The following is a 22,019-nucleotide window of genomic DNA, read 5'->3' as shown; positions in this document are numbered from 1 at the left end:
GTCAGAACTTCTCCGGGTAGATCAACGCCACGACGAGGTAGCCGACCAGCGCGACGGCGACGATGAGACCTGCGATGTTCTCGGCACTCACAGCTTCTCGACCCCCTTCGCAATCAGGGCCAGGGCGGCGAACACGACGATCGTGACGCCGACGTAGATGAGATCGGGCATGGGCTCCACCAAAGTGGTTCAGGGACTCCGGTCGCGGGCGCCCCGGAAGCCCCTCACGACACCGACGGGAGGCCGGCGAGAAGCAGCAAACCAGCCACCGCGCGCCGTTCCCGTGCCCCTGACGCCCTCCATACGGGTGGATCGGAAACCTTGATGCATCCTTGATGCCTGCTTCACACACCCGAGACCTGCCCTTGGCCGGAATGTGTCACCCCCCGGGCCGACGGCGCGTTTCCCGAGGTCGGACATGCCGACGGCCCCGGGGAGGCCGTCCGTCCGCTGTCGTGGCGGGGACGGTCTTCCCGGGGCCGCGAAGAGGCCGCGAACAGACTGCGAAGAGGCGTCACCCGGCGCCGGTGGCACTCGGCGCCGGGTGGGCAACGGGGGTTACTGGCCGGGCTTGCGGCCGTGGTTGGACTTCTTCTTGCGGCGGGCCTTCTTCTTACGGGCGCGCTTGGACATGCGGGTACTGCCCCTCTTCTGACGCGCGTTATTTTCCTGACGGACAGTCAGGCGCTGGCCACCAGCTGGTCGGCGAGCTTGGCGAGCCGACGGCGGGAACGCTCCTCGTGCACGGCCTGGGCGGTCGGCGCGATGTCGCCGCCGTCGTAGTACTCGCCGTTGACCAGCGGCACGTCCGGCAGGCAGAGGCGGACCACCGCCGCCGCACCCTCGGCCGGCGGGGCGCCGACGCGCCCGTACAGGGGCAGCAGCGCCGTGTCGCACAGACCGGGGTTCAGGCTGACCGCCGTGATGCCGGAGCCCTCGGGCGCCATGTCGCGGGTGGCCATGGTGAGTGCGAGCTGCGACTGCGCGTAGGCGGCGACCCGGGAGTACTTCTTGACCCGGTGCGGGTCGGTCCAGTTCATCGCGGCGGTCCGGTGCAGCGAGGAGGACACATTGACGACCCTGGCCCCCTTGGCCGCCGTCAGCGGGGCCTGGAGCTGCTTGGCGAGCAGGTGCGCCGCCAGGAAGTTGACCTGGAGCGAGACCTCGTTGCCGTCGTCGGTGAGGGTGCAGCGCTCCGGGGCCATCACCGCCGCGTTGTTGATCAGCAGATCGAGCGCGGGCACCGTACGGGCGACCGTCCCGGCGAGCACCGAGACCGAGGCCAGTCGGGTGAAGTCGGCTGCCAGCGCGATGAGTTGGTCGCGCTGGACCCCGGCGGACACCAGTCGCTCGACGGCGTCCTCACCCTCCCCGGTGGTTCGCGCGTGCACGATGACGGTGGCGCCGTGCTCGGCGAGCAGGCGGGCGCTCTCCCAACCGATACCGGAGGAGGCGCCGGTGACCAGAGCGGTGCGGTTCGACAGAACGCGGGACGAGGGGACTGCGTCGGGCATGACCCATCCAAGAGGTTGCAGGCATCCCGGGGTGCCGCCGCGCAGAAGGATCAGCGCGCCGGGGGCCGGGACTGCGAGGTGTGTACTTGCGAGATCCGTACGCGCCTTGCGCACGTGCACGGATGCGGAACTCCGCCGGGCGGTCGAAGGACGACGGCCCGGCGGAAGTTCGCGGGCGGGCTCCGGCCAGGTACGCCGGGAGCCCGCCTGCGGCGCTACCGGGAGAGGCTCCGCGGGGAGGAAGCGCTACCGGATGGCGACGAAGACCGCGACAACAGCCCCCGCCCGCGGATGCGGCGGGCGGTCGTGGTGGCGTGTCGAGCAGGTCATGACCTCATTGAAGTGGACCGGCGAACCACCGGGCAAGACGGGTTCACTCTCCCTGATGAATCCTTGATGTCCCATCAGTCCTGTGGACATGCCCGACGCAACAGGACGGATCAGGCCGAGGTGAGGGATCCGGCCACGCGGCGCTCGCCGCCGTTGCGGGGGTCGGTGCCGGGTGGGCCGGGGACGGGGGTCGAGTCCCGGCCCACCGCGGGGCTCAGAACGGCTTGGTGGGCAGGTACTTGCCGTCGAGGGTGATCACCGCGCGGTGGCCGCCCTCGGGGTCTTCGACCGTCTTCACGTCCAGCTTGAAGTTGATGGCGCTGATGATGCCGTCGCCGAGCTGCTCGTGGACCAGGGCCTTGAGGGTGGTGCCGTAGACCTGGAGCATCTCGTAGAAGCGGTAGATGGTCGGGTCGGTGGGGATGCCGCCGGAGATGCTGCCGCGCAGCGGGATCGTCTGGAGCAGCAGTGCGGCGTCCTCGTCCAGGCCCAGGAGCCCGGTCACGGCCTTGGCCGCTTCCTCGGGCAGAGGGTGCTGGCCGAGCAGGGCTGCGGTGACGAAGGCCACGGACAGGCCGGTGGCGTCGGCCAGCTGCTGCCAGGTGAGGTCCTTGCGCGTCTTGGCGTCGACGACCTGGAGGGCGAGCTGCTGACGGGCGTTCTGGTCGAACTGGGCGTGCACCATGGTGGGAGCCTTTCAGGGGTGGAGATCCGGGGCGGGTGCGCCCGGATCGGGCGTGGGTGTGTGTGTGGAGGGGGAGGTGGCGCGGTCAGCCGGCCGGCGCGGTGAACCGTCCGCTGTCGACGTCGAGCATCTCGGCGGTGCCCGTCCCGATGTCGTAGACCCAGCCGTGCAGGGTCACCTTGTTCTGCACCAGGGCCTTGGCCACGGACGGGTGGGTCATCAGATTGGCCAGCTGGGCAAGGACGTTGTCCCGTACGAGGGCGGCGACCCGCTCCACGCCGACCAGGTGTTCCCCCGCGTCCGTGCGGGCCTTGGAGGCGTCGGCGTGGTGCAGCCAGCCGGCGACGGCGGGCAGTCCGGTGAGGTCGCCGCCGGAGGCGAGGGCGGTCATCGCACCGCAGGCGGAGTGCCCGCACACGATCACGTCCGCCACGCCGAGCACGCTGACCGCGTACTCGATGCTGGCCGCGACGCCGTCCGCACCCTGCATGTACGGGGGCACCAGATTGCCCGCGGTGCGGATGACGAACAACTCGCCCGGATCGGTCTGGGTGATCAGCTCCGGAACGACCCTGGCGTCCGAGCAGCCGATGAACAAGGCGGTCGGCTGGTGGGTGGTCGCGAGCTTCTTGAAGAGAGCCGCCTGGGTGGGGAACACGTCCCGGCTGAACCGCTGGAAGCCCTCCGCTATCTCGTTCATGGGGTCACTCCTTCTTCCGCTTCTTCGACGTCCGGTGTTGCTTGTTCCGACGAGCTCAACGATGCATGACCTGCACCTATAGCGTCCAAGACGCAAGATCAATAGAACCGATCGACCATGTCTATAGTTGGGCTCATGGAACTGCGCCACCTCCGGTACCTGCTCGCCGTGGCCGAGCATGCCAACTTCACCCGCGCCGCCGAGGCCCTGCACATCTCGCAGCCGACGCTGTCGCAGCAGATCAAGCAGTTGGAGCGGGCACTGCACGTCCAGCTGCTCGACCGCTCCGGGCGCACCGTGCGCCTCACCGACGCCGGCGAAGGCTTCGCCCGCTACGCGCGCCAGGCGCTACGGGATCTGTCGGCCGCCGAACGCGCGGTGCTGGACGTCCGGGACCTCTCGCAAGGCACCCTCCGGCTGGCCATGACCCCGACCTTCACCGCCTACCTGACAGGACCGCTCGTCGGCGGCTTCCACACGCGCCATCCCGGGATCACCCTGAACATCCACGAGATGACGCAGGACCGCATCGAATCCGACCTCCTCGACGACCGGCTGGACCTCGGCATCGCCTTCGGCGGAGCGCACCAGCCCGCGATCACCGGCACCGCCCTGTTCACCGAGACCCTCAGCCTCGTCGTCGGCGCCGCCCACCCGGCCGCGAGCAGCCGGGAGCCGCTGCCGATCCACGACCTCGGAACGCACCGACTCGCCCTCCTCAGCGGCGACTTCGCCACCCGGCGGCACATCGACCGGCACCTCGCCGAGCACCGGGTCCGCCCGCAGATCGCCGTCGAGGCCGACTCGGTCAACGCACTCGTCGAGATCGTCAGAGGAAGCGGCCTCGCCACCGTGCTGCCCGACGCCATCACCCGTGAGCACCCGCATCTGCACGCCGTCCCCCTGCAGCCCGCCCTGCCCTCGCGCACCGTGACACTGCTCCGCCGGGACACCGCCTACCAGAGCACCGCCGCCCGCGCCTTCACCGAGCTCGCGCGGAGCTGGGTGCACGACCAGGGCTACGCCCCCGCCTGACCACCGGCTCACCCGCGAAGGCGCCGGGGACACAGCCGGCGGACTCCGGCTCAGCCGACGGGCGGGGTCCGGACCGGCATTCCCCGGCTCGGCACTCCGCGGTGCTTCGCGGTGTCGACGAGGAGGTGGGCGACGTCGGCGGGCAGGTCGAGGTGGTGGCTGATCCAGGCGGCGTCGCGGCCGTGGTTGGCGAGCACCCAGGCGGTGTGCAGAAGCTCCTGGTGCGGGTCGGCCGAGGCCGGGAGCAGGCGGCCCAGGGCCTCCGCCGGGAAGCCCTCCAGTGCGTCCACGCCGTACCACTGCCCGCCCGGCGGCAGCACAGGACCGGCCGGGTGCGCCCTTCTGGTGGCGGAGCGGCGGCTGTGCACCATCGCCCCGGCGATGACGAAGGCGGCGACGGCGGCACCGATCAGGCTTCCGCCGATCACCACCCGGTCCTCGACGGGCGAGACGGCGAGTGCGACCATCTCCAGCAGGAGCAGGGCGAGGACGCCGAGCACCATAAGTCCCTCGCCCGTCCGGCGGTCGGAATGCAGCTTCAACGGGCACCTCCTCTTCCAGTCTCCGTCGCACTCCGGCGCCGATCCAGCGCAGTACGACGCCAGCCATGCCGCAGGAGCGGCCGGGCGGTCTCAGGCGAGCGCCTCGTCCTCCGGGTGGCCCGCGCTGTCCTCCAGGTGCCAGTGCAGGTCCCGTACGGCGGGTTCGAGGGAGAGCCGGGAGACGACCTGCTCCAGCGCTGCCGTGACATCGCCCGTGACCGCCACCGTCGCCCGGACTCCGGTGACCTCGCCCCGCTCGCGGTGGGCGCGCAGCCCGGTCGGGGCGAGGCCGGAGGCGGCCAGCGCCTGGAGCAGCAGGGCTCGGACGTGGGTCTCCGCCTTGCGTTCGCACTCCAGGTGGACGGTGGCGCGGACGGTCTCGTCGGGGTCGCTGCCGGAGGAGGGGGCCCGGTCGATCAGGCGGCCCGCCGGGCGAAGCACCAGGTGTACGGCCAGTACGGCCAGGGTGCCGATGGCGGCGAGGTCGTAGCGTCCGGAGGCGGCGAGCACCCCGACGGCGGCCGAGCACCACAGCGTGGCAGCCGTGTTCAGCCCGCGCACTCCGGCGCCGTCACGGAGGATGACACCTCCGCCGAGGAAACCGATCCCGGAGACGACGTAGGAGGCGACCCTGGTCGGGCTGCCGGTGTCGCCGACAGCCTCGCTGTACAGCACGAACAGGGTGGCACCGGCGGCGACCAGCGCATTGGTGCGCAGGCCCGCCATCCGGGCGCGCCACTGGCGTTCGACGCCGATCAGCGCCCCGCAGGCGACGCCGGTGGCCAGTCGCAGAACGAACTCGACCGTGGTCATGGTGTGCATCGGGGCACCTCCTCAATCTCGTGCTGAACGTAGTTGACGCGGCGTCAGGCCGCGACGGCCAGTCGGGGGTCGTACTTGTAGCCGATCTGACGAACGGTGGCGATACTGGCGCGGTGGCCCGGGCCGAGCTTGCGGCGGAGCCGTGCGATATGGGTGCTGATGGTCCGGGTGTCGCCGTTGTCGGGTCGCTCCCAGACGGCCTCCATCAGCCGGCGGCGCGAGTGGACCTGCATCGGATGGGCCACCAGGTGCGCCAGGAGCTCGAACTCCAGGTAGGTCAGCTCCAGTTCGCGTCCGTCGACGGAGGCGACCCGGAAGGAGTGGTCGACCAGCAGGTGCGGCGGCGCGGCGGCCCCACCCCGGGCGTGGGCAGTGGGCGCCTCGACCCGGTGGAGCGCGGGCGGTGCGGTGTGGCGGTCGGAGAAGATGACGTTGAGCCGTGGGTAGCGCACGACCATATCGGCCTCCTTGGCGGTGCGGGGTCTGATTCGTGACGGCGGGGTCTGATTCGCGAAGAGGGCGTGCCGAGGCCAGGGCTCGGCGTGTTGCGGGAAGATGCGGCGCGGGGCGCAGAGCCGGATCAGGCGGCGGTCTGCTCCGCGGCCTCGGCGATCCGGCGCGCGGCCGGCAGCGGCAGGTCGGCGAAGTGCGCGAGCCAGGCGGCGTGGTGGCCCTGGCGGGCCAGCAGGTACGCGAGGTGGACGCGGGGCTCGTACGCGGAGTCGGCTCGGTTCGGCGTCCCGGAGTCGGGGCAGCTGCCGGGGTCGTCGAGGCGGTATGCGCGCTCGGTGCCGTCGTGCAGGGTCAGGCGCAGGCGCGGGCAGCTGTGGGCCCGCCGGGCGGCGCCGTTGATCGGGTCAGGGGTGCAGCAGGCCGACCGGGGTCGGCACCGGGTCACTCGCATGGCGTGTTCTCCCTTTCTCCGCAGGGGAGTTGATGGGATGAGGCCGGTGGCAGTGAGGGGTGGCCCGGGGAGGCGACACCGCCGCCCCCCGGGGCAGGTCACTGGGAGAGCGCGACCTGGACGATCTTCACGATGACCAGGATCATCGCGACCAGCAGGTAGCTGCGAAGGGCGCCCATGCCGATCTTGCGAGCGGTGGACATCACCGGCTTGGTCAGGGTCTCCAGCGGCGGCATCCGCCAGTCGTCGCGCCCGGTGCGGTCGACCGGGTCCTCCTTGGTGGCGGTACGGCGGCGGGTGAAGGAGTACCCGGCGGCCAGCACTCCGATAACACCGCAGGCGGCCATGATCTGCAGGATCGTTCCGGCGCTGATGTCCGGGAAGAGGACGGCGGCGGTGAGGATGACCGACAGGGTGACCAGGACACCGACGACGGCCGCGGTGAAGGCGTTGGTCTTGGGTCCGTTGACCCAGGGGCCGAGGACCTCGCGGTCGTTGCAGAGCAGGAGCAGGAAGACCGAGGCGGACGGCAGCAGCACACCGGCCAGGGTCTGCACGCCCTCGGTCAGCAGGCCGAGCGGCGAACCGGGGATCAGCACGATGACCGCGGCGAGCCCCACCAGACCGGCGTACACGGCGTAGAAGCCCTTGGCGCTGCCGACACCGCGGTGCAGCGAGTGCTTGAGACCGAGGACGTCGCCGATGGCGTAGGCGGTGGAGAGCGAGACGGCGAAGGCTCCGATGATCGAGGCGTCCAGCAGGGCGATCGCGAAGAGCACGCCGGCCACCTTGCCCGCGTGGTCGGCCAGGCCCTTGGCGACCCCGGCCGCGTCGGTGAACTGCCCGACGCCGTCCGTACCGGCGAAGGCCACGGCGGTGAAGCCCATCATGGCGGCGGCACCGATGACCACGACCGCGATACCGATGACCAGGTCGGCCTTCTCGTACTTCATGAAGCGCGGGGTGATCCGCTTGTCGATGACGTAGGACTGCTGGAAGAAGAGCTGCCAGGGGGCGACGGTGGTACCGACGATGCCGATGATGAGCAGCATGACGGTCGACAGCTCACCGGCGCCACCGGGCATGTTGGGGACCAGGAAGTCGTGCGCCATCTGGGAGGTCTTCGGGTGGACCAGGAAGTAGATGGGGATCAGCAGCAGCGAACCGGCGCAGAGCGCGATGGCGATCCGCTCGAAGCGCTGGAACGAGCCGGTGAACGCCGAGGCGATGATGATGGCGGCGGCGAGGACCACCGAGGCCACCTTGGGCAGTCCGAGGTATCCGGCCGCCAGGGTGATGCCGATGAATTCGGTGACCAGGGTGAGCGCGTTGAGCAGGAAGAGGTCGATCACGCTGAACGCGCCCCAGAACTTGCCGAAGCGCTCCAGGATCAGCCGGGCGTGGCCGACGCCGGTGACCGCACCGAGGCGCAGCACCATCTCCTGGTTGACGTACAGCACCGGGATCAGCAGCAGCAGCGTCCACAGCAGGTGGGTGCTGTAGTTCTGGCCCGCCTGCCCGTAGGTGGCGAAGGCCCCGGCGTCGTTGTCGCCGACCATCACGATCAGGCCGGGGCCGATGATCGCGAGCAACGTCTTCAGCTTGGCGGAGAGGCCGTGGCGGGCGGTGGTGTCGTCGAGGCTGATGGTGCCGAGCGCGCCCTTGATGTCGCCGATGTGGGCGTCGTCGAGAACCGCGGCGCGGGGTGCCGGGATCGTGGGTGCGGTGGTTGCGGTCACCGTGGTGGTGTCGGTCATGGCGAACCTCCCTGACCCCCCAGTAGGGGGAGAGTTCGGGGGCACGCGGCAGCAATCCCCCCTACGGGCGCACGCCGAAGCAGCTCATGGCGAAATCACGGAATGGCGACATGAAGGCATGGCGACATAACGGCGTGCCGAGCTGAGGAAGCGTCGGAAATGCTCGCAGAGAGGGTGGTTACCGCGTGCCGATGGAGTACGAGGACATGCGGATGTGGGGCCGTTTATGGCCCGGACTACTGCAACTCGAATCCATGTCTCTCGCCTCCTTCCGGCCGGGGCGCACGGATGCGCCGTATCGACACGGCAAGGAGCGGACCAGCCGGAACGGCCGGTTCACCCCAACTCGTCAGAGCTTTGGCACTTCACGGCGTAATCCCGCCACCGGGGCGGGAAGCCACTTGGGATCAACCCTTAGGTCGGGAAGATCTGTCCTGATCCGGAGCGTCTCTCGACGGTTGGGATCAGTGGCCTGTGTCCGTGAAGACGCCTCACCGAACGAGGTGCCTAGTTCTTGCAACGAGCGCTGTCTTGCAACAAGCGCTGCAAACCTCGTCAAGCGTAGACCCGCCAGCAGAGCCCGCCGACCACATTTACCTAATTTTGACTGAACTTACCGGTCCGGAACGGGAACCTTCCGGTTCCACAGCTGCATTCGCATCCCCGCTGGCTTGAGCCCGCGCTCAGTCCTCGGCGCGGCGCCCCCTGGCACCGCCGTGCCGGACGGCCTGCCAGAGCACACCGGGCGCGAAGAGACGGGTCGGCCCGGCAGTCAGCGACAGGGTGTCGATGAAGGCACCCTGCGCCACCCGGTTGGTCCGGGCGGCGGTCAACACCCGGTCCAGATAGGCATGTTGGAGTTTCAGCAACAGACCTCGGCGGCCGCCGACGGTGGTGTCGTAGCGCAGGTCCTCGGAGGAGGACATCTGCCAGGCCGCCTCCGCCGCCCTGAACACCGCGCGCTGGGCCCGCCGGGTGAACGCGGGAAGCCCGACATCGCCTCTCGCCCCGGGAGTTGCCCCGCCACCGAGCAGACCGTGCACGGCGAGCGCGGACTGCGCAGCCACCGACATGCCCTGCCCGTACATCGGGTTGAAGGTGCAGGCGGCGTCGCCGACCACCAGCAGTCCCTCGGGGAGATCGGCCAGCCGCTCGAAGTGGCGCCGACGGCTGGGCGGCGGGCGGAACCCGTGGATCGGGCCGGCCGGTTCCAGACCGCCGACCAGCTCGTACAGGTCCGGCGCGCGCAGCTCCCGGGCGAAGGCGAGGAACCCTCCGAGGTCGGTCGGCGCGCTGAAACCGCGCATCCCGCCGATGGTCACGATCCACCGGTCCCCCTCCACCGGCAGCAGGACCCCGAAGCGCGGATTGCGGCCCGCCCTGGGCTGGAGATACATCGCACGGCCGCCCGACAGGCCGCCGTCGACCCGCCGGAACAGCCCGGTCGCATAGCTGACGCCCTGGTCGACAACGCTCTCCTCGGGAGCAGCGAGCCCGAGATCGGTCAGCCACTGCGGGGTACGGGAGGTGCGGCCGGTGGCGTCCACGACCAGCTCGGCGGGCAGCACCGCCGAGGAGCGCTCGCCGCCGCCGCGCTCGCGGTAGCGGACCCCCGTGATCCGGCGGCCGCCGACCGTCAGCCCGATGGCTTCCAGGCCGTCGCGCGCCTCGATCCCGGGATGGGGCAGCACCTGGCGGCGCAGCGCCCAGTCGATCAGCGGCCGGGTGGAGCTGACGATGGTGTGCCGCGGCGAGAAGCCGTCGAGCCACCCTGCGGGGGTCAGCCAGCGGATGTCGGTGGGCAGGCCGAAGCGCTGCGCCCCTTCCCCGGTGAGCAGCGCCGTCGTTCCGGGCAGCAGCCGCTCGATGGCGTTCAGTCCGGCGGGCATGAGCAGATGCGCCTGCCGGGCCTGCGGGACTCCGCCGGCGAACTGCGCGCCCTCGGACCGCCGGTCGCGCTCCACCAGAGTGACCCGCCAACCGGCCTCGGCGAGGACCCGGGCGTGCAGCAGCCCGGCCAGACTGCCGCCCAGGACAACGGCGCGGCCCAGTGACTGTGGCATCTCGGCCCTTCTCTCGACTCTGTGCGATCCGGTGGTCCGGGGACGCGTTCGGCGTTCGGAGTGCGCGGGGCGCGCAGGGGGGCGCACCGGCTCGGGCTCGGTGGAGCGGCGAGTCAGCATTCTGCCCAGCACGTCCTGACGGCTAACCGGACGACAAGCAGTCGTCCGTACATCCGGGGACAACTGGGGAGATGTCCCCACTTATTTGCTAAGGTCATGAGCCGAAGGGGGCAGCAGCCGCTGACCCGCTGAAGTGCGAGGTGCACCGTGAACACATCCCTGCCCGCGTTCCCCGAGATCCGCACCACCCTCGGCATCGTCCGGGGCGCCGCCTCGGCGGGCGTCGCCTCCTTCCGGGGCATCCCGTACGCCCAGCCGCCGGTCGGCCCGCTGCGCTTCGCCGCCCCCGCCCCGGCTCTCCCCTGGGACGGCGCGCGCGACGCGCTCTCCTTCGGCCCGGCCGCGCCGCAGCCCTGCCTCGGGATGACCCTGCCCACCGGCGGTCCGGGCACGGCCGACGAGCACGAGTGGCTGACGGTGAACGTCTGGACTCCCGATCCGGGCTCGGCCGACCTCCCCGTCCTGGTGTGGTTCTACGGCGGCGCCTATCTGGCCGGGGACGGCTCGGTGCCGACCTTCGACGGGGCCCGGCTCGCCCACGAGGGCCACGTCGTCGTGGTCTCGTTCAACTACCGCGTGGGAGTGGAGGGTTTCGCCCACCTGGACGGCGCGGTGGCCAACCGCGGGCTGCTCGACCAGGTTGCGGCGCTGCACTGGGTACGGGAGAACATCGGGGCCTTCGGCGGCGATCCGCGCTGTGTGACGGCGTTCGGGCAGTCCGCGGGCGCCGGTTCCATCGCGGCGCTGCTGGCCATGCCCAGCGCCTCGGGCCTGTTCCAGCGGGCCATCCTCCAGAGCGTGCCGCGGCTCTACTTCACCAGCGAGCTCGCCCGGGACATCGCCGGCAAGATCGCCGCCCAGGTCGGCCGCCCCGCCGAGGCAGCGGCCCTGGGCGAGCTCACGCCGCAGCAACTGGTCGACGCAGGCAGCTCCTTGACTGCGAAGATGCTCCAGTACGCAGACCGCTGGGGCCCCGTCGCCGAGGCCATGCTGCCCTTCGCCCCGGTCGTGGACGGCGAGGTGCTGCCGCAGGACCCGTGGGCGGCCGTCGCCACAGGCAGCGCGCGCGACACGGAACTGCTGATCGGCCACACCCGGGACGAGTACCGGCTCAACCTCGTCGCGGGCGGACTGCTCGGCAGGATCGGCGAGGAGCAGGCCGAGCACGCGCTGCGCACCTTCGTGCCGGGTCCGGACCCGGTCATCGCCTACCGCGCCGCCCATCCGTCGGCAGACGCCGGCACGCTCTACGAACTCGCCCACTCCGACTGGCTGTTCAGGATGCCGACCGTCCGGCTCGCCCAGGCCCACACCGGTTCGGGCGGCACCACCTACCTCTACGAGTACGCACACACCGCCCGCGAACTCGGCGGTGTCTTCGGCGCCTGCCACGGCAGCGAGGTCCCGCTGGTCTTCGGCACCTACACCCCCGGCGTGGCCAACCCCTTCCACTCCGACCCGCCGGCGCCCGAGACCGAGGTACTCGGCGCCCTGATGCGCCAGACCTGGGCCGACTTCGCCGCCACCGGGATGGCCGACTGGCGGCGCTACTCCCCCGAGGCCCGCCTCACCCGCATCTTCGACACCGGGAGCAGCGTCACCCGCTACCCGCACGAGGCCGCGCGGGCCATCTGGGCCGGACACCCCATGGCCGCGCTCGGCCTGCACTGACCACCAACGCACGACGCCCAGTCCGTACGACGGCCCGCCCGCGCACCGGCCCGTCGTGCGCCGGCCCCGAGCACGACGCGGGCGGCGCAGCGCGACCGGAACGGCGTGGCCCGGCCCGGCCGCCGGCGCGGACGTGCGGGGGCCGCGCCGCGACGGCCGGCAATGGTGAGGAGGTCAGCCGGTGATGGCGAATCAGCCGGTGATGGCGAAGAAGAGCAGGGAGCGGACCTCCGCCCAACGCTCCATGATGTCGGCGCGCCGATGCAGATTGTCGGAGATGTGCTGCATGCCGAAGAAGCCCGCCACCAGGGTCCGGGCAGCGGCACCCGGATCGACGCCCTCGCGCAGCTCCCCGGCCGCGCGGGCCTCCTCCAGCAGGCCGGTGAGCAGGGCGGTCCAGTCCGAGTAGGGCGGCGGCAGCTCGGCCTCGATCAGATCGCGCTCGATCTGGAGCCGGGCGCCCGCCTGGACGATCGGGTCGTCCCGGAACGCGACCGCCGTGCGGTCGAGCATCTCCCTGGCGGTCCCCAGCGGGCCGAGCTCCTCCTGCTGCACGTCGGCGAGCATCACCGGCCATCGCTCGTAGAGCGCCTCGACCACGGCAGTGGCCAGCAGTTCCTTGCTGGGGAAGTGGAAGTAGACGGCGCCTTTGGTCAGTTGGGCCCGATCGGCGACGTCCTTGACCGAGCTGGCCCCGAAGCCGCGCTCGGCGAACACCTCGGCCGCGCATCGCAGGACATGCACGCGCGTGCGCATGGCCCGGCTCTGCCGGAGATCGGGACTGCGGTCGGCGAACACCTTGCCGACAAAGGCATCGACGCCCGGTGGTTTGGTCACGGTTCCTCACCTCTCGTGGCGGGCATCGCTGCCCCGGTCCGCGGCCGTATTGGCCTGTTGCAATATACCTTCCGGAAAGTATATTTTCGAGAAGCAGCCAGGCTGCACTCGACCGGCGCTGCCGGTCCGGGGTGCCCTGCTCTCGTCCATTGCTGCTGGGGGGATCAAGCATGTACAAGCCATCGTTACCGCCGTTCTCCGCGTCCGGCACCGCCCTGTCCGACCGCTGCGGCCGCAGGCTCTCCTTCGAGCCCGCCTTCCCGGCCGCCGCCGTGCACAAGGCCGCCCAGGGAGAGGTCCTGCTGACGGATGCCGTGCGCATCCACGCCGACCGCTTCGCCGTCGCCGCGCGCTGGCCGCGCGAGCGGTTCCTGAACGCGGACCTGACCGGCGGCAGCAGCGACCCGCTCCTGCTGATCGAGACGGTCCGGCAGAGCGTCATCCACCTGTCACACGCCTTCTACGACATACCGGTCGACCACAACTTCGTCCTCTTCGACCTCGATCTCGACCTCGATGCACCCGAACTGCCCGATGGGGGCGTCGGCTTAGCCCCCGCCTTACTCCCCGGCTTAACCCCCGGCCCGCTCACCGGAGAACAGTCCGCTCTTCCGGTCGTCCTCGACTGCACACTGGCCCGCACCGTGGACCGGCCGGGCCGGGTCGGCATGGTGCTGGAGGCCACGCTCCACATCGGCGGGACGAGGTACGGCCGGGCTTCGATCCGCTGGGAGGCCCTGGCCCCCCGCCGCTACCGCGCACTGCGCAGCCGAGCCGCCACCCCCGAGCCGCTCGACACGGCCCTGCTCCAGGTGCCCACCGCCCTGGCCGCAACCCCTCCGGTACCGCCGATGGCCGTCGGATACCGTGACGACGAGGACGTCCTCCTCGCCATCAATCCCGGTGGCCCGCCGCACAGTTGGCTGCTGCGGGTCAACACGGACCACCCGGTCCTGTTCGACCACGAGTGCGACCACATCCCCGGCATGCTGCTCCTGGAGGCCTTCCGGCAGGCCGCGCACCTCGCGGCCGCCGAGGCCACGGCGTCCGAGGTCGCCCCCACGCTCTGGACATTGACCTCTGCCTCCACCGCCTTCGGGTCCTTCGGCGAGCTGGACATCCCCGTCACGATCACCGCCGTGGCCGAACCCTCCTTCGGCGGAGACCTCTCGCCCACGGGCGGGTCCGGCAGCCGCCGCACCACCGTCCGCCTCACCGCCCAGCAGGGTGAACGAATCCTGGCCAGCGGTCTGATGAGCGGCAGCGCGCTCTCCCCCGGGGACCTCCCCTCCCGCATCACGGGCGACAGCGCCGAACAGCACACCGTCCACCCGGTCGGCGGCACTGCCCACCGTGGCCTCCGCACCCGGGGAGGCATCCGTTGCTGACCACCGGACGCGCCGCAGTCCCCTCCCGGTCCCTCCGCCAGTCCTCCGCGCACCAGGCCGCGACGCTGCAGTCCGCCGCCCTCCGGGTCGCCGGACTCGCGCGGCTCAGCGCCGCCGAGGTCGAACAACAGCGCCACATCTCAACGGAGTTGGCCTCTGCCATCACCGAAGCGGGTTTTGCCCGGCATCTCGTCCCCACTCGCTGGGGCGGCCTGGCCGGCTCCTTCGGCTCCCTGCTCGCGGCCTCCTCCGCGGTGGCCGAGGCGTGTGCCTCGACCGCCTGGTGCGCCACCCTCTACGCATCGCACGGGCGGCTCGCCGCCTACCTGCCGGAACAGGCCCAGCACGACCTGTGGGCGGACGGCCCGGACGTGCGAATCGCCGCCTCGGTGGTTCCGCCGCAGGGCAGTGCGACCGCGGTGGCGGGCGGCTGGCGGCTGGCCGGTCAGTGGTCGTTCGCCAGCGGGGTGGAGCACGCCGACTGGGTGCTGTTCGCGAGTTGGACCCAGCCCGGCGAGGGCTCCGAGGCCACCAACTCCCCCGGCTCCCCCGGTTTCTCCGGTTTCTCCGGTTTCTCCGGTTTCTCCGGTTTCTCCGGCGGGGCCGACGCCGCGAGGCCCGGGGACGGAGTGGACGCGGGCCGGTCCGCGCCCGCCCGCGAGCACCGGATCTTCGCCGTCCCACGCGCCGAGGTGACCGTACTCGACACCTGGCACACCCTCGGCATGCGCGGCACCGGCAGCAACTCGGTCGAGCTTGACGGGGTGTTCGTACCGGAGCACCGCACCGTCACCCTGGACCGGCTGCTGCATCCCGCAGCCGATGCCGCCCGCTGCCACTCGGTGCCGTACCCGATGGTCGCCGGTCTGCTGTTCGCGATGCCGATCCTGGGAGCCGCCCGGGGTGCCCTGGACGCCTGGCAGGCCGACGTGGCCGGACGCCGCCGGCCTGATGGCGAACCGGCTTGGCACAGTGCACAGTTGCAGGCAACCTTGGCCCAGTCCTCGGCGGAGATCCGAGCCTCGCAGCTGCTGCTGGAGTCCGTCGCCGAACGTGCCGACCATGCCGATGTCACCGCACTGGCCGTGGCCCAGAACCAGCGCGACGCGGTGGCGGCCGTCCAGCTCTGCTCGGCTTCGGTCGACCGCCTCTTCCGCTCCCTCGGCGTGCGCGCCCAGTCCGAGGGCCATCCTGTCCAGCAGCGGTGGCGGGACATCAACACCGCTGCCGGACACGGCACTCTGCGCTTCGAGACCGCCGCCACGGCGTATGCCGGAGCAGCCTTCGACACCGCTAGCGGCAGCAGTACCGGCCGGAGCACGGACGGTGGCGCCGAATGAGCAGCGTTCTACCCGCACCCGCACGGGCCGGCCTCGCCTTCTTCGATGTCGACGAGACGGTGATCGCCGTCAAGGGCATGCTCGACTTCTGGAGGTTCTGGGGCGGCTACGCACCGGAGGAGGCCGCGCGGGGCGCACAGGCGGCAGAGCAGCTGACCGAGTTGCAGCGCCTCGGCGCGGACCGCAGTGCGCTGAACCGGACGTACTACCGCCGGTTCGCCGGAGTCCGGCTGGCTCGGCTGGAGGAGGCCACGCGGCAGTGGTACCGGCAGCATCGCGCCCGGCCCGACGCCTTTGTGACGGCCACCGTCGCCGCGCTGGACCGCCACCGCTCGAAGGGTGACACGGTGGTTCTGGTCTCCGGTTCCTGCCACGCGCTGCTCGCCCCGCTCGCCGAGGACCTGGGCGGCGCGGTCCCGATCTGCACCGAACAGCTCAGCAGCGCGGACGGGGTGCTCACCGGGGAGGTCGACCGGCCGATGATCGGCCCGGCCAAGGCGGAGGCGGCCACCGCCCTGATGGCCGCACGGGGGGTGGACCCGACGGACTGCTCCGCCTACGGGGACCACTCCAGCGACCTCCAGCTGCTGCTGGCGGTCGGAAACCCCGCGGTGGTCGGGGAGGACCCCGTCCTGCTCGACCATGCGGAGCGGCTGGGCTGGCGGACCGTTCCGGCCACCGCCGGCGCCCTGAGGCACTCTCCACTCTCCTGACCGGCCGTCAGTACCGTTTTCCGTAGCGGGTGGCGGCAATGCCGAACCAGCGGGGAGGCGCTCCACCGCCTCCCCGTCTCCCTCAGCCGAAAACATTCCTTTGGGATGGTATCTTTTGAAAGACCCTCAGTGCGCCCGGCCGGACGCACCCACCCACCCGAAGGGACGACGGCATTGACTCAGGAGAGGGCCCTCCGCACCCGCGAGCGCGTACTCGACGCCGCCGCCGAGGAGTTCGCCACCCAGGGGTACGCGAACACCACCCTCCTCACGGTCGCCGGAAGAATCGGCATGTCGAAGGGGGCGATGTACGGGCACTTCACCTCCAAGGAGCAGCTCGCCGCCGCCCTCGTCCAGCAGGCCGAGGAGACCTGGCGCCAACTGCGCCACACCTACGAGGGCGGAGCCGAGGACACGGAGGGTCGCACCGGCCGCGGGCGGGGCGAGACGGACGGAGACGCGCACACCGCGACGGCGCTGCACCGCCTCACCCTCGACATCGGCCGCCGGCTGCGGAGCGAGGTACGACTGCGCGCCGCCGCCCGGCTGATCGCGGACCGCTCCCAGTCCGCCGCCGACGGCCCCGCCATCCTGCGGGAGATCTACCGGGTCATGCTGTCGCTGGCCCGGGCGACCCAGGAGGCGGGACGCATCCCCCGGCCCTACCGCCCTGAGCTGGTGGCACAGTTGCTGCTCACGGTCGTCAGCTCGGCGCAGCACGCCGGACATCCCCGGGGTTCGGGCCGCCAGGGCTCCCGCTGGGAGGACGAGGCCCGGCTGCTGCTGACGATGATCCACGGCGAGGTGGGATCCGGCTACCACGTAAGCGATACGTCAGAATCATAAAAAATACCTTCCAGAAGGAACCTTCCTGGTGCGATGCTGATTCTCGCCCCCGAAGAACGCCAGTTGCCCCACACGACGCTTAGCGAGGACGACAGATGACTGCGCTACAGCAGCACAGGGCCACCGACCGCTCAGTCACGACGGCGCCGGCACCGACCGCCAGACCAGCGAGAGGGCAGCACCCGCCCACGGGCCAGCGCCCGGCCCCTCCCCAGCGCCCCACGGCCACCCGACGCCCGACCACCCCCCAGCGCCGGGCACCGGCGGGGCGGGAGCAGCCCTCCCGTCCGGCCCAGTCGGCCGATGACGTCGACGTACGGCACCTGCGCTACTTCCTGACGGTGGTCCGAGTCGGCACGGTGTCCGGCGCTGCGGAGGAGCTCCACATCTCGCAGCCCAGCCTGAGCCAGCAGATCCTGCGGCTGGAACGAAAGGTGGGTGCCCCGCTGTTCACCCGAAGCTCGCGAGGGGTCGAACTCACCGACTCCGGGCGGGTGTTCCTGCGCGGAGTCGAGGGCATTCCGAGCCAGCTGCGCGCCGCCATCGACGCCGCCGCACCCAAGCGCGGGACCTGGACCGTCGGCATCTGCGCCGACATCCCGTCCGAGGTACTGGGCACGGTGGAGGACGCGCTCGCCTCACGACTGCCCGCCAGGGAGCCGGAGGAGCCGCTCTCCCCGGTGCAGTTCCAGTGCGTCCCGTCCCAGCGGCAGCTCGAACTGCTCCAGCACGGCGAGATCACTTTCGGGATCGTCCGGGCTCCGCTGAGCCATCCCCGCATCGTCTCCGCCACCATCTGGGACGAGCCGCTCGGGATCGTCGTTCCGGCCCATCACCCCTTCGCCATCCGGTCCTCGCTCCCCTGGGACGAGCTGACCCAGCAGCACATCCTCTGGTCGGCCCGGACCGAACGCGGCCCGGACCACACCCATCCCCTACTGGCCCAACTGGCCCTGCTGGGCTGGCAGCCGAAACTGCTGCCGATCGCCATCGACCAGCAGGCGCTGTTCGTCCACACGCTCCGGTCCACCCCCAACCTGGTCGCGCTGCGCCCGCGGTCCGCCGTTCGCGGCCTCCCGGAGCTGACCTGGCTCCCGTGGGCCGCCGGGGACGCCCCCCGGGAGCAGCTGGCGCTGGCCGCCCTCGGCGGTACCCCGCCGGGTCGCATCCTGCGCGAGGTGGCCGCCGAACAGCGGTGGCCGCTGCTCGACACGGACTGAGACGCCGTCGCGGGGGCTGGGACAACCGGCCCGGACAACCGAATTCCGCACCCTCGCAAGACCCGCCTCCGGTGACTCCGGAGGCGGGTCTTGTGACGTTCAGTCATATGATGCATCGTCAACTTCCTTGTTTCAAAAGGGACATAGGCTGGAGCTGATGGCTTCCACTCACTTCCGGTCTTGGACGTCAACTGGTACCGCTGCCTAGTGTGTTGAGCACAGGGAGAGCGCATCGCCTCCCTCTCCACCACCAGCCTTCCGTCCAGGGAGTCCGCATGCTCAAGACCAAGCTGACCGAACTACTCGGCATCGACCACCCTGTGGTGTCCGCGCCCATGGGATCGGTGTCCGGCGGCCGGCTGGCCACAGCGGTCACTGCTGCCGGAGGGCTGGGCCTGGTCGGCGTCAGCTACGGCGACGCCGCCTTCATCGACGAACATCTGCCGATCGCGGCGGCGGGCGGCGGCGTCTGGGGCGCCGGCTGCGTGATGTTCACCTTCGACGAGCGTCCCGGCCTCTGGGACAAGGTCCTCGGCTATGCGCCGCCCGTGGTCGCGCTCTCCTTCGGGAACGCGGACCAGGTGCGCCGCTACGTCTCGGAGGCACGCTCGGCCGGCGCCCACGCGGTGGTCCAGGTGCACGAGCCCGAGCAGGCCGAGGCAGCCCTGGCGGCCGGCGCGAGCGCGCTCATCGCCCAGGGCGCCGAGGCCGGCGGCCACCACAAGGTCCGGGCCACCATGCCGCTGATCCCGACCATCGTCGACCTGGTCCAAGGCGCCGTTCCGGTGATCGCCGCCGGCGGTGTGGCGGACGGACGGGGCCTGGCCGCCTGTCTTGCCCTCGGTGCCGACGGCGTGATGCTGGGCACCCGCTTCACCGCCACCGAGGAGTCGCTGGCGACGCCCGGTTTCAAGGCGACACTGCCGACCACGCGGGCCGCCGACACCGTCAACACCCGGATCTTCGACCAGGTCCGGGGCATCCCGTGGGACCGGGCCTACCCGGCCCGCGCGGTGGCCAACGACTTCTACCGCACCTGGGGCCACCGCGAGGACGAGCTGATCGCCCACCGCGCGGAGGTCGAGCCGGACTGGGCCGCCGCCGTCGCCGCGGACGACGTGCAGCAGCGCGCCATGTTCGCCGGTGAGGTGGTCGACCTGGTCAACGACATCCGCCCGGCCGGTGAGCTGGTCCGCGAACTGGTCACCGAGGCCGAGTCGGTCATCGCCCGCGTCAGCGCCGCGACCCGCGGCTGAGCGGCACCCGCCCCGAGTATCCGGCCCGAGCACCCGACCCGAGCACCCGACCCGGCAGTTGGGCAGGCGCCCGCCCGAGCACCCGAGTACTGCGCGAGGGAACCCGCGCAGTCGAGCAACCGACAAGGACACCACCGTGATTCACATCCTCAAGCTCAGCTACCTCCAGCCCCGGCCGGCCGTCGAGGCCAGCATGGCCGCCCACAAGGCATGGGTCCGCGAGCACGCCGACGCGGGCCGGATCCTGCTCAGCGGGCCGCGTCCCGAGGGCGGTGCCATCGTCGTCACCGCCGATCTCGACGCCGACGAACTGCGCAAGCTCATCGAGAGCGACCCGTGGCACCAGCTCGGCGTCGCCGCGTACGAGACCGACGGCTTCGAGCCCCGTGGTGTCGTCAGCCCGGGCGTGGTGACCGCGCCGGAGCCGGGTGCGCCGGTACTGCTGGTCAACGTCGCGCTCACCGAGAACGCCGAGCAGTCCATCGACGCGCTCGCCCATGTGGTCGACCATGTCGCGGGTTCCGCCGACGGGTTCCGCGGGGCGCGGCTGCTGACCAGCGTGGAGAACGACACCGTCATCAACTTCGCCGCCTGGGAGAGCGAGGAGCAGTTCGCCGCGATCTTCCAGGACCCGGAGTTCTCCCGCCGTTACGCGGACTTCGCCAAGACCACCGAGAGCGCCAGGTTCCGCCTGTACCGCACCAGCCGGGTCATCAACCCCGCGCGCTGATCCACCTCCCCCACGTCCGACCACCTTGCCCTACCAAGGAAAAGACTCATGAGCCCAGCACAGTACGACCTGATTGTGATCGGTTTCGGCGCCGCCGGACTGGCCGCCACCGTCACCTACGCCGAGGCCACCGCCGACCGCGCCGAGCCCACCCGGATCGCCGTCCTCGAACGCTCCGCCGAGCAGGACCGGGGCGGGGCCACCCGCTGGACCGGTGCGTTCCTGCGGGTGGACGAGCAGCGCCGACTCGACACCGACTGGCCCGACCGCGTCCAGCGCGCCGCCGGCGGTCTGGCCGACGACGGCTACATGCGACTGCTGGAGCAGGAGACCCCCGCCACCCTGAAGTTCATCGAGGACCGCGGCGTCGAGCTGGCCTTCGACGAGTTCCCGCTGCCGCACACCTTCGAAGCCGGCAAGCCCTCCATGACCCCTCCCTGCGCACCGCGCGGCGGCGGCGCCTCGATCGTGGAGGCGCTGGCCTCCCGGATCGAGAACGACCCCCGGGTGGACATCCGCTACCAGACCGAGGCGCTGCGGCTGAGCGTCGCCGAGGACGGCACCGTGGACGGCGTGCTGGTGCGCGGCGCCGACGGCCGCACCGAGCGGCTGGCCGGCCGGGCCGTCGTACTGGCCTGCGGCGGCTTCCAGGGCAATGCCGAGATGCTCACCCGCTATCTCGGCCAGAACGCGTGCGACCTGCCGCTGATCGCTCCCGGCATCGCCAACAACCGCGGCGACGGCCTGCGGATGGCGCTGGAGCTCGGCGCCGACACGGCAGGCCAGTTCGACGGCATCCACGCCGAGCCGGTGGACCGTCGTACCGACAAGGCCGACGCGGTCCTCTACGGCTACCCCACCGGGATCTTCCTCAACAGCAAGCTGGAGCGCTTCTTCGACGAGGGCAAGGACACCTGGGACAACACCTTCGAGCACATCGGCTTCGAGATCTGGCGCAACCAGGACCAGGAGGCGTACTGGATCGCCGACGCCAAGACCCTGGCCATCCCCGGCATCATGAACTCCCTGCTGAGCGACGTCCCGCCGGAGCAGGCCGACACCCTGGGCGAGCTCGCCCACAAGCTCGGGGTGGACGCCGAGCAGCTCGAGAAGAGCGTCGCGGAGTTCAACGCGGCGGTCGGCCCCGGCGAGTTCGACCACACCCGGCTGGACGGCAAGAGCACCGTCGGCCTGACCCCGCCCAAGTCCAACTGGGCCACCCCGCTGGACACCGCGCCGTTCATCGGCGTGCCGGTGACCGCTGCGATCTGCTTCACCTACGGCGGGCTGCGCACCGACCTCAACGGCCGGGTCGTCACCGGGAACGGCACCCCGATCCCCGGTCTGTACGCGGCCGGTGAGATCACCGGGCTGTTCTACCACGAGTACCCGCCCGCCACCTCGGTGCTGCGCTCGCTCACCTTCGGCCGGCTCGCAGCCCAGCACATCGCCACACAGGGCTGACCACCGCGCCCCCGGCGGGCGAAGGGTGGATGTCGAGGGGCCGGCAAGCCACCCCCAGGGCTGCCGGCCCCTCGACATCCAC

21 protein-coding genes and 1 riboswitch are annotated in these 22,019 nt (G+C 71.2%); of the genes, 10 read left to right on the top strand and 11 right to left on the bottom strand.

Translation table 11 applies throughout. The features are described from left to right. Position 1 precedes the first annotated feature (1 nt). From kdpF to P3T39_RS32190, 4 genes are all read right to left on the bottom strand, one after another. Positions 2–91: a K(+)-transporting ATPase subunit F gene (gene kdpF, locus P3T39_RS32205; RefSeq protein ID WP_097237446.1), complete on the bottom strand. Its 90-nt coding sequence runs from the start codon at positions 89–91 to the stop codon at positions 2–4. Positions 92–680: 589 nt separating this feature from the next. Further along, positions 681–1,514: an SDR family NAD(P)-dependent oxidoreductase gene (locus tag P3T39_RS32200; protein WP_280702781.1), complete on the bottom strand. Its 834-nt coding sequence runs from the start codon at positions 1,512–1,514 to the stop codon at positions 681–683. Between the two features lie 544 nt (positions 1,515–2,058). Further along, positions 2,059–2,529, bottom strand: coding sequence for a cyanase (gene cynS, locus P3T39_RS32195; protein ID WP_280702780.1), 471 nt, complete (start codon positions 2,527–2,529; stop codon positions 2,059–2,061). A gap of 85 nt (positions 2,530–2,614) precedes the next feature. Continuing rightward, positions 2,615–3,229 (bottom strand): carbonic anhydrase, encoded by a 615-nt coding sequence (locus P3T39_RS32190; RefSeq protein ID WP_280702779.1) that lies wholly within the window; start codon positions 3,227–3,229, stop codon positions 2,615–2,617. 135 nt (positions 3,230–3,364) lie between these two features. On the opposite strand from P3T39_RS32190, the gene cynR reads away from it, so the two are divergent. After that, positions 3,365–4,264 carry a transcriptional regulator CynR gene (gene cynR / locus P3T39_RS32185; protein ID WP_280702778.1) on the top strand — a complete coding sequence of 300 codons (900 nt, stop codon included), beginning with the start codon at positions 3,365–3,367 and terminating at the stop codon, positions 4,262–4,264. A gap of 50 nt (positions 4,265–4,314) precedes the next feature. Here cynR and P3T39_RS32180 read toward each other — a convergent pair whose 3' ends face one another. From P3T39_RS32180 to P3T39_RS32155, 6 genes are all read right to left on the bottom strand, one after another. Beyond that, positions 4,315–4,806 (bottom strand): hypothetical protein, encoded by a 492-nt coding sequence (locus tag P3T39_RS32180; RefSeq protein ID WP_280702777.1) that lies wholly within the window; start codon positions 4,804–4,806, stop codon positions 4,315–4,317. A 90-nt stretch (positions 4,807–4,896) separates the two neighbouring features. After that, positions 4,897–5,628 carry an MgtC/SapB family protein gene (locus P3T39_RS32175; protein WP_280702776.1) on the bottom strand — a complete coding sequence of 244 codons (732 nt, stop codon included), beginning with the start codon at positions 5,626–5,628 and terminating at the stop codon, positions 4,897–4,899. A gap of 44 nt (positions 5,629–5,672) precedes the next feature. Further along, a complete protein-coding gene (locus P3T39_RS32170) occupies positions 5,673–6,086 on the bottom strand; it encodes a winged helix-turn-helix domain-containing protein (RefSeq protein WP_348534413.1) in 414 nt (137 codons plus the stop codon). A 122-nt stretch (positions 6,087–6,208) separates the two neighbouring features. Then, positions 6,209–6,532 carry a hypothetical protein gene (locus P3T39_RS32165; protein WP_280702775.1) on the bottom strand — a complete coding sequence of 108 codons (324 nt, stop codon included), beginning with the start codon at positions 6,530–6,532 and terminating at the stop codon, positions 6,209–6,211. Positions 6,533–6,630: 98 nt separating this feature from the next. Next, on the bottom strand, positions 6,631–8,289 hold the full coding sequence (locus P3T39_RS32160) for a divalent metal cation transporter (protein WP_280702774.1): 1,659 nt from the start codon (positions 8,287–8,289) through the stop codon (positions 6,631–6,633). Between the two features lie 333 nt (positions 8,290–8,622). Beyond that, positions 8,623–8,799: riboswitch (M-box (ykoK) riboswitch) on the bottom strand. A gap of 173 nt (positions 8,800–8,972) precedes the next feature. Further along, on the bottom strand, positions 8,973–10,352 hold the full coding sequence (locus tag P3T39_RS32155; RefSeq protein ID WP_280702773.1) for a hypothetical protein: 1,380 nt from the start codon (positions 10,350–10,352) through the stop codon (positions 8,973–8,975). 267 nt (positions 10,353–10,619) lie between these two features. Here P3T39_RS32155 and P3T39_RS32150 point away from each other — a divergent pair, with 267 nt between their 5' ends. Then, positions 10,620–12,143, top strand: coding sequence for a carboxylesterase family protein (locus tag P3T39_RS32150; RefSeq protein ID WP_280702772.1), 1,524 nt, complete (start codon positions 10,620–10,622; stop codon positions 12,141–12,143). A 192-nt stretch (positions 12,144–12,335) separates the two neighbouring features. Here the strand turns inward: P3T39_RS32150 and P3T39_RS32145 are convergent, their stop codons facing one another. Further along, positions 12,336–12,980 (bottom strand): ScbR family autoregulator-binding transcription factor, encoded by a 645-nt coding sequence (locus tag P3T39_RS32145; RefSeq protein WP_280702771.1) that lies wholly within the window; start codon positions 12,978–12,980, stop codon positions 12,336–12,338. 170 nt (positions 12,981–13,150) lie between these two features. Between P3T39_RS32145 and P3T39_RS32140 the strand changes: the two genes are divergently transcribed. From P3T39_RS32140 to P3T39_RS32105, 8 genes are all read left to right on the top strand, one after another. Beyond that, on the top strand, positions 13,151–14,368 hold the full coding sequence (locus P3T39_RS32140; protein WP_280702770.1) for an AfsA-related hotdog domain-containing protein: 1,218 nt from the start codon (positions 13,151–13,153) through the stop codon (positions 14,366–14,368). Next, a complete protein-coding gene (locus P3T39_RS32135) occupies positions 14,362–15,708 on the top strand; it encodes an acyl-CoA dehydrogenase family protein (protein ID WP_280702769.1) in 1,347 nt (448 codons plus the stop codon). Before P3T39_RS32140 ends, P3T39_RS32135 begins: the two co-directional genes overlap by 7 nt. Then, positions 15,705–16,421, top strand: coding sequence for an HAD-IB family hydrolase (locus P3T39_RS32130; protein WP_280702768.1), 717 nt, complete (start codon positions 15,705–15,707; stop codon positions 16,419–16,421). The genes P3T39_RS32135 and P3T39_RS32130 overlap by 4 nt, the downstream gene beginning before the upstream one ends. Positions 16,422–16,595: 174 nt before the next feature. Further along, complete coding sequence (locus P3T39_RS32125; protein ID WP_280702767.1) at positions 16,596–17,267, top strand: TetR/AcrR family transcriptional regulator; 672 nt, start codon at positions 16,596–16,598, stop codon at positions 17,265–17,267. A 95-nt stretch (positions 17,268–17,362) separates the two neighbouring features. After that, positions 17,363–18,487, top strand: coding sequence for a LysR family transcriptional regulator (locus P3T39_RS32120; protein ID WP_280702766.1), 1,125 nt, complete (start codon positions 17,363–17,365; stop codon positions 18,485–18,487). Between the two features lie 275 nt (positions 18,488–18,762). Then, positions 18,763–19,743 (top strand): nitronate monooxygenase, encoded by a 981-nt coding sequence (locus P3T39_RS32115; protein ID WP_280702764.1) that lies wholly within the window; start codon positions 18,763–18,765, stop codon positions 19,741–19,743. 136 nt (positions 19,744–19,879) lie between these two features. Then, positions 19,880–20,473 (top strand): antibiotic biosynthesis monooxygenase, encoded by a 594-nt coding sequence (locus tag P3T39_RS32110; protein WP_280702763.1) that lies wholly within the window; start codon positions 19,880–19,882, stop codon positions 20,471–20,473. Positions 20,474–20,521: 48 nt separating this feature from the next. Further along, positions 20,522–21,937 (top strand): FAD-binding protein, encoded by a 1,416-nt coding sequence (locus P3T39_RS32105; protein WP_280702762.1) that lies wholly within the window; start codon positions 20,522–20,524, stop codon positions 21,935–21,937. Positions 21,938–22,019: the final 82 nt, after the last annotated feature.

This window comes from Kitasatospora sp. GP82, assembly GCF_029892105.1.
GTDB lineage: Bacteria > Actinomycetota > Actinomycetes > Streptomycetales > Streptomycetaceae > Kitasatospora.
This window is presented reverse-complemented; position numbering and strand designations above follow the sequence as displayed.

What these genes read in the sequence shown, in the direction of transcription:
- P3T39_RS32190 (WP_280702779.1), bottom strand. Translation starts at nt 3,229, where the DNA reads ATGAACGAGATAGCGGAGGGCTTCCAGCGGTTCAGCCGGGACGTGTTC.
- P3T39_RS32155 (WP_280702773.1), bottom strand. Translation starts at nt 10,352, where the DNA reads ATGCCACAGTCACTGGGCCGCGCCGTTGTCCTGGGCGGCAGTCTGGCC.
- P3T39_RS32160 (WP_280702774.1), bottom strand. Translation starts at nt 8,289, where the DNA reads ATGACCGACACCACCACGGTGACCGCAACCACCGCACCCACGATCCCG.
- cynS (WP_280702780.1), bottom strand. Translation starts at nt 2,529, where the DNA reads ATGGTGCACGCCCAGTTCGACCAGAACGCCCGTCAGCAGCTCGCCCTC.
- P3T39_RS32120 (WP_280702766.1), top strand. Translation starts at nt 17,363, where the DNA reads ATGACTGCGCTACAGCAGCACAGGGCCACCGACCGCTCAGTCACGACG.
- P3T39_RS32175 (WP_280702776.1), bottom strand. Translation starts at nt 5,628, where the DNA reads ATGCACACCATGACCACGGTCGAGTTCGTTCTGCGACTGGCCACCGGC.
- P3T39_RS32170 (WP_348534413.1), bottom strand. Translation starts at nt 6,086, where the DNA reads ATGGTCGTGCGCTACCCACGGCTCAACGTCATCTTCTCCGACCGCCAC.
- cynR (WP_280702778.1), top strand. Translation starts at nt 3,365, where the DNA reads ATGGAACTGCGCCACCTCCGGTACCTGCTCGCCGTGGCCGAGCATGCC.
- P3T39_RS32115 (WP_280702764.1), top strand. Translation starts at nt 18,763, where the DNA reads ATGCTCAAGACCAAGCTGACCGAACTACTCGGCATCGACCACCCTGTG.
- P3T39_RS32200 (WP_280702781.1), bottom strand. Translation starts at nt 1,514, where the DNA reads ATGCCCGACGCAGTCCCCTCGTCCCGCGTTCTGTCGAACCGCACCGCT.
- P3T39_RS32105 (WP_280702762.1), top strand. Translation starts at nt 20,522, where the DNA reads ATGAGCCCAGCACAGTACGACCTGATTGTGATCGGTTTCGGCGCCGCC.
- P3T39_RS32140 (WP_280702770.1), top strand. Translation starts at nt 13,151, where the DNA reads ATGTACAAGCCATCGTTACCGCCGTTCTCCGCGTCCGGCACCGCCCTG.
- P3T39_RS32165 (WP_280702775.1), bottom strand. Translation starts at nt 6,532, where the DNA reads ATGCGAGTGACCCGGTGCCGACCCCGGTCGGCCTGCTGCACCCCTGAC.
- P3T39_RS32130 (WP_280702768.1), top strand. Translation starts at nt 15,705, where the DNA reads ATGAGCAGCGTTCTACCCGCACCCGCACGGGCCGGCCTCGCCTTCTTC.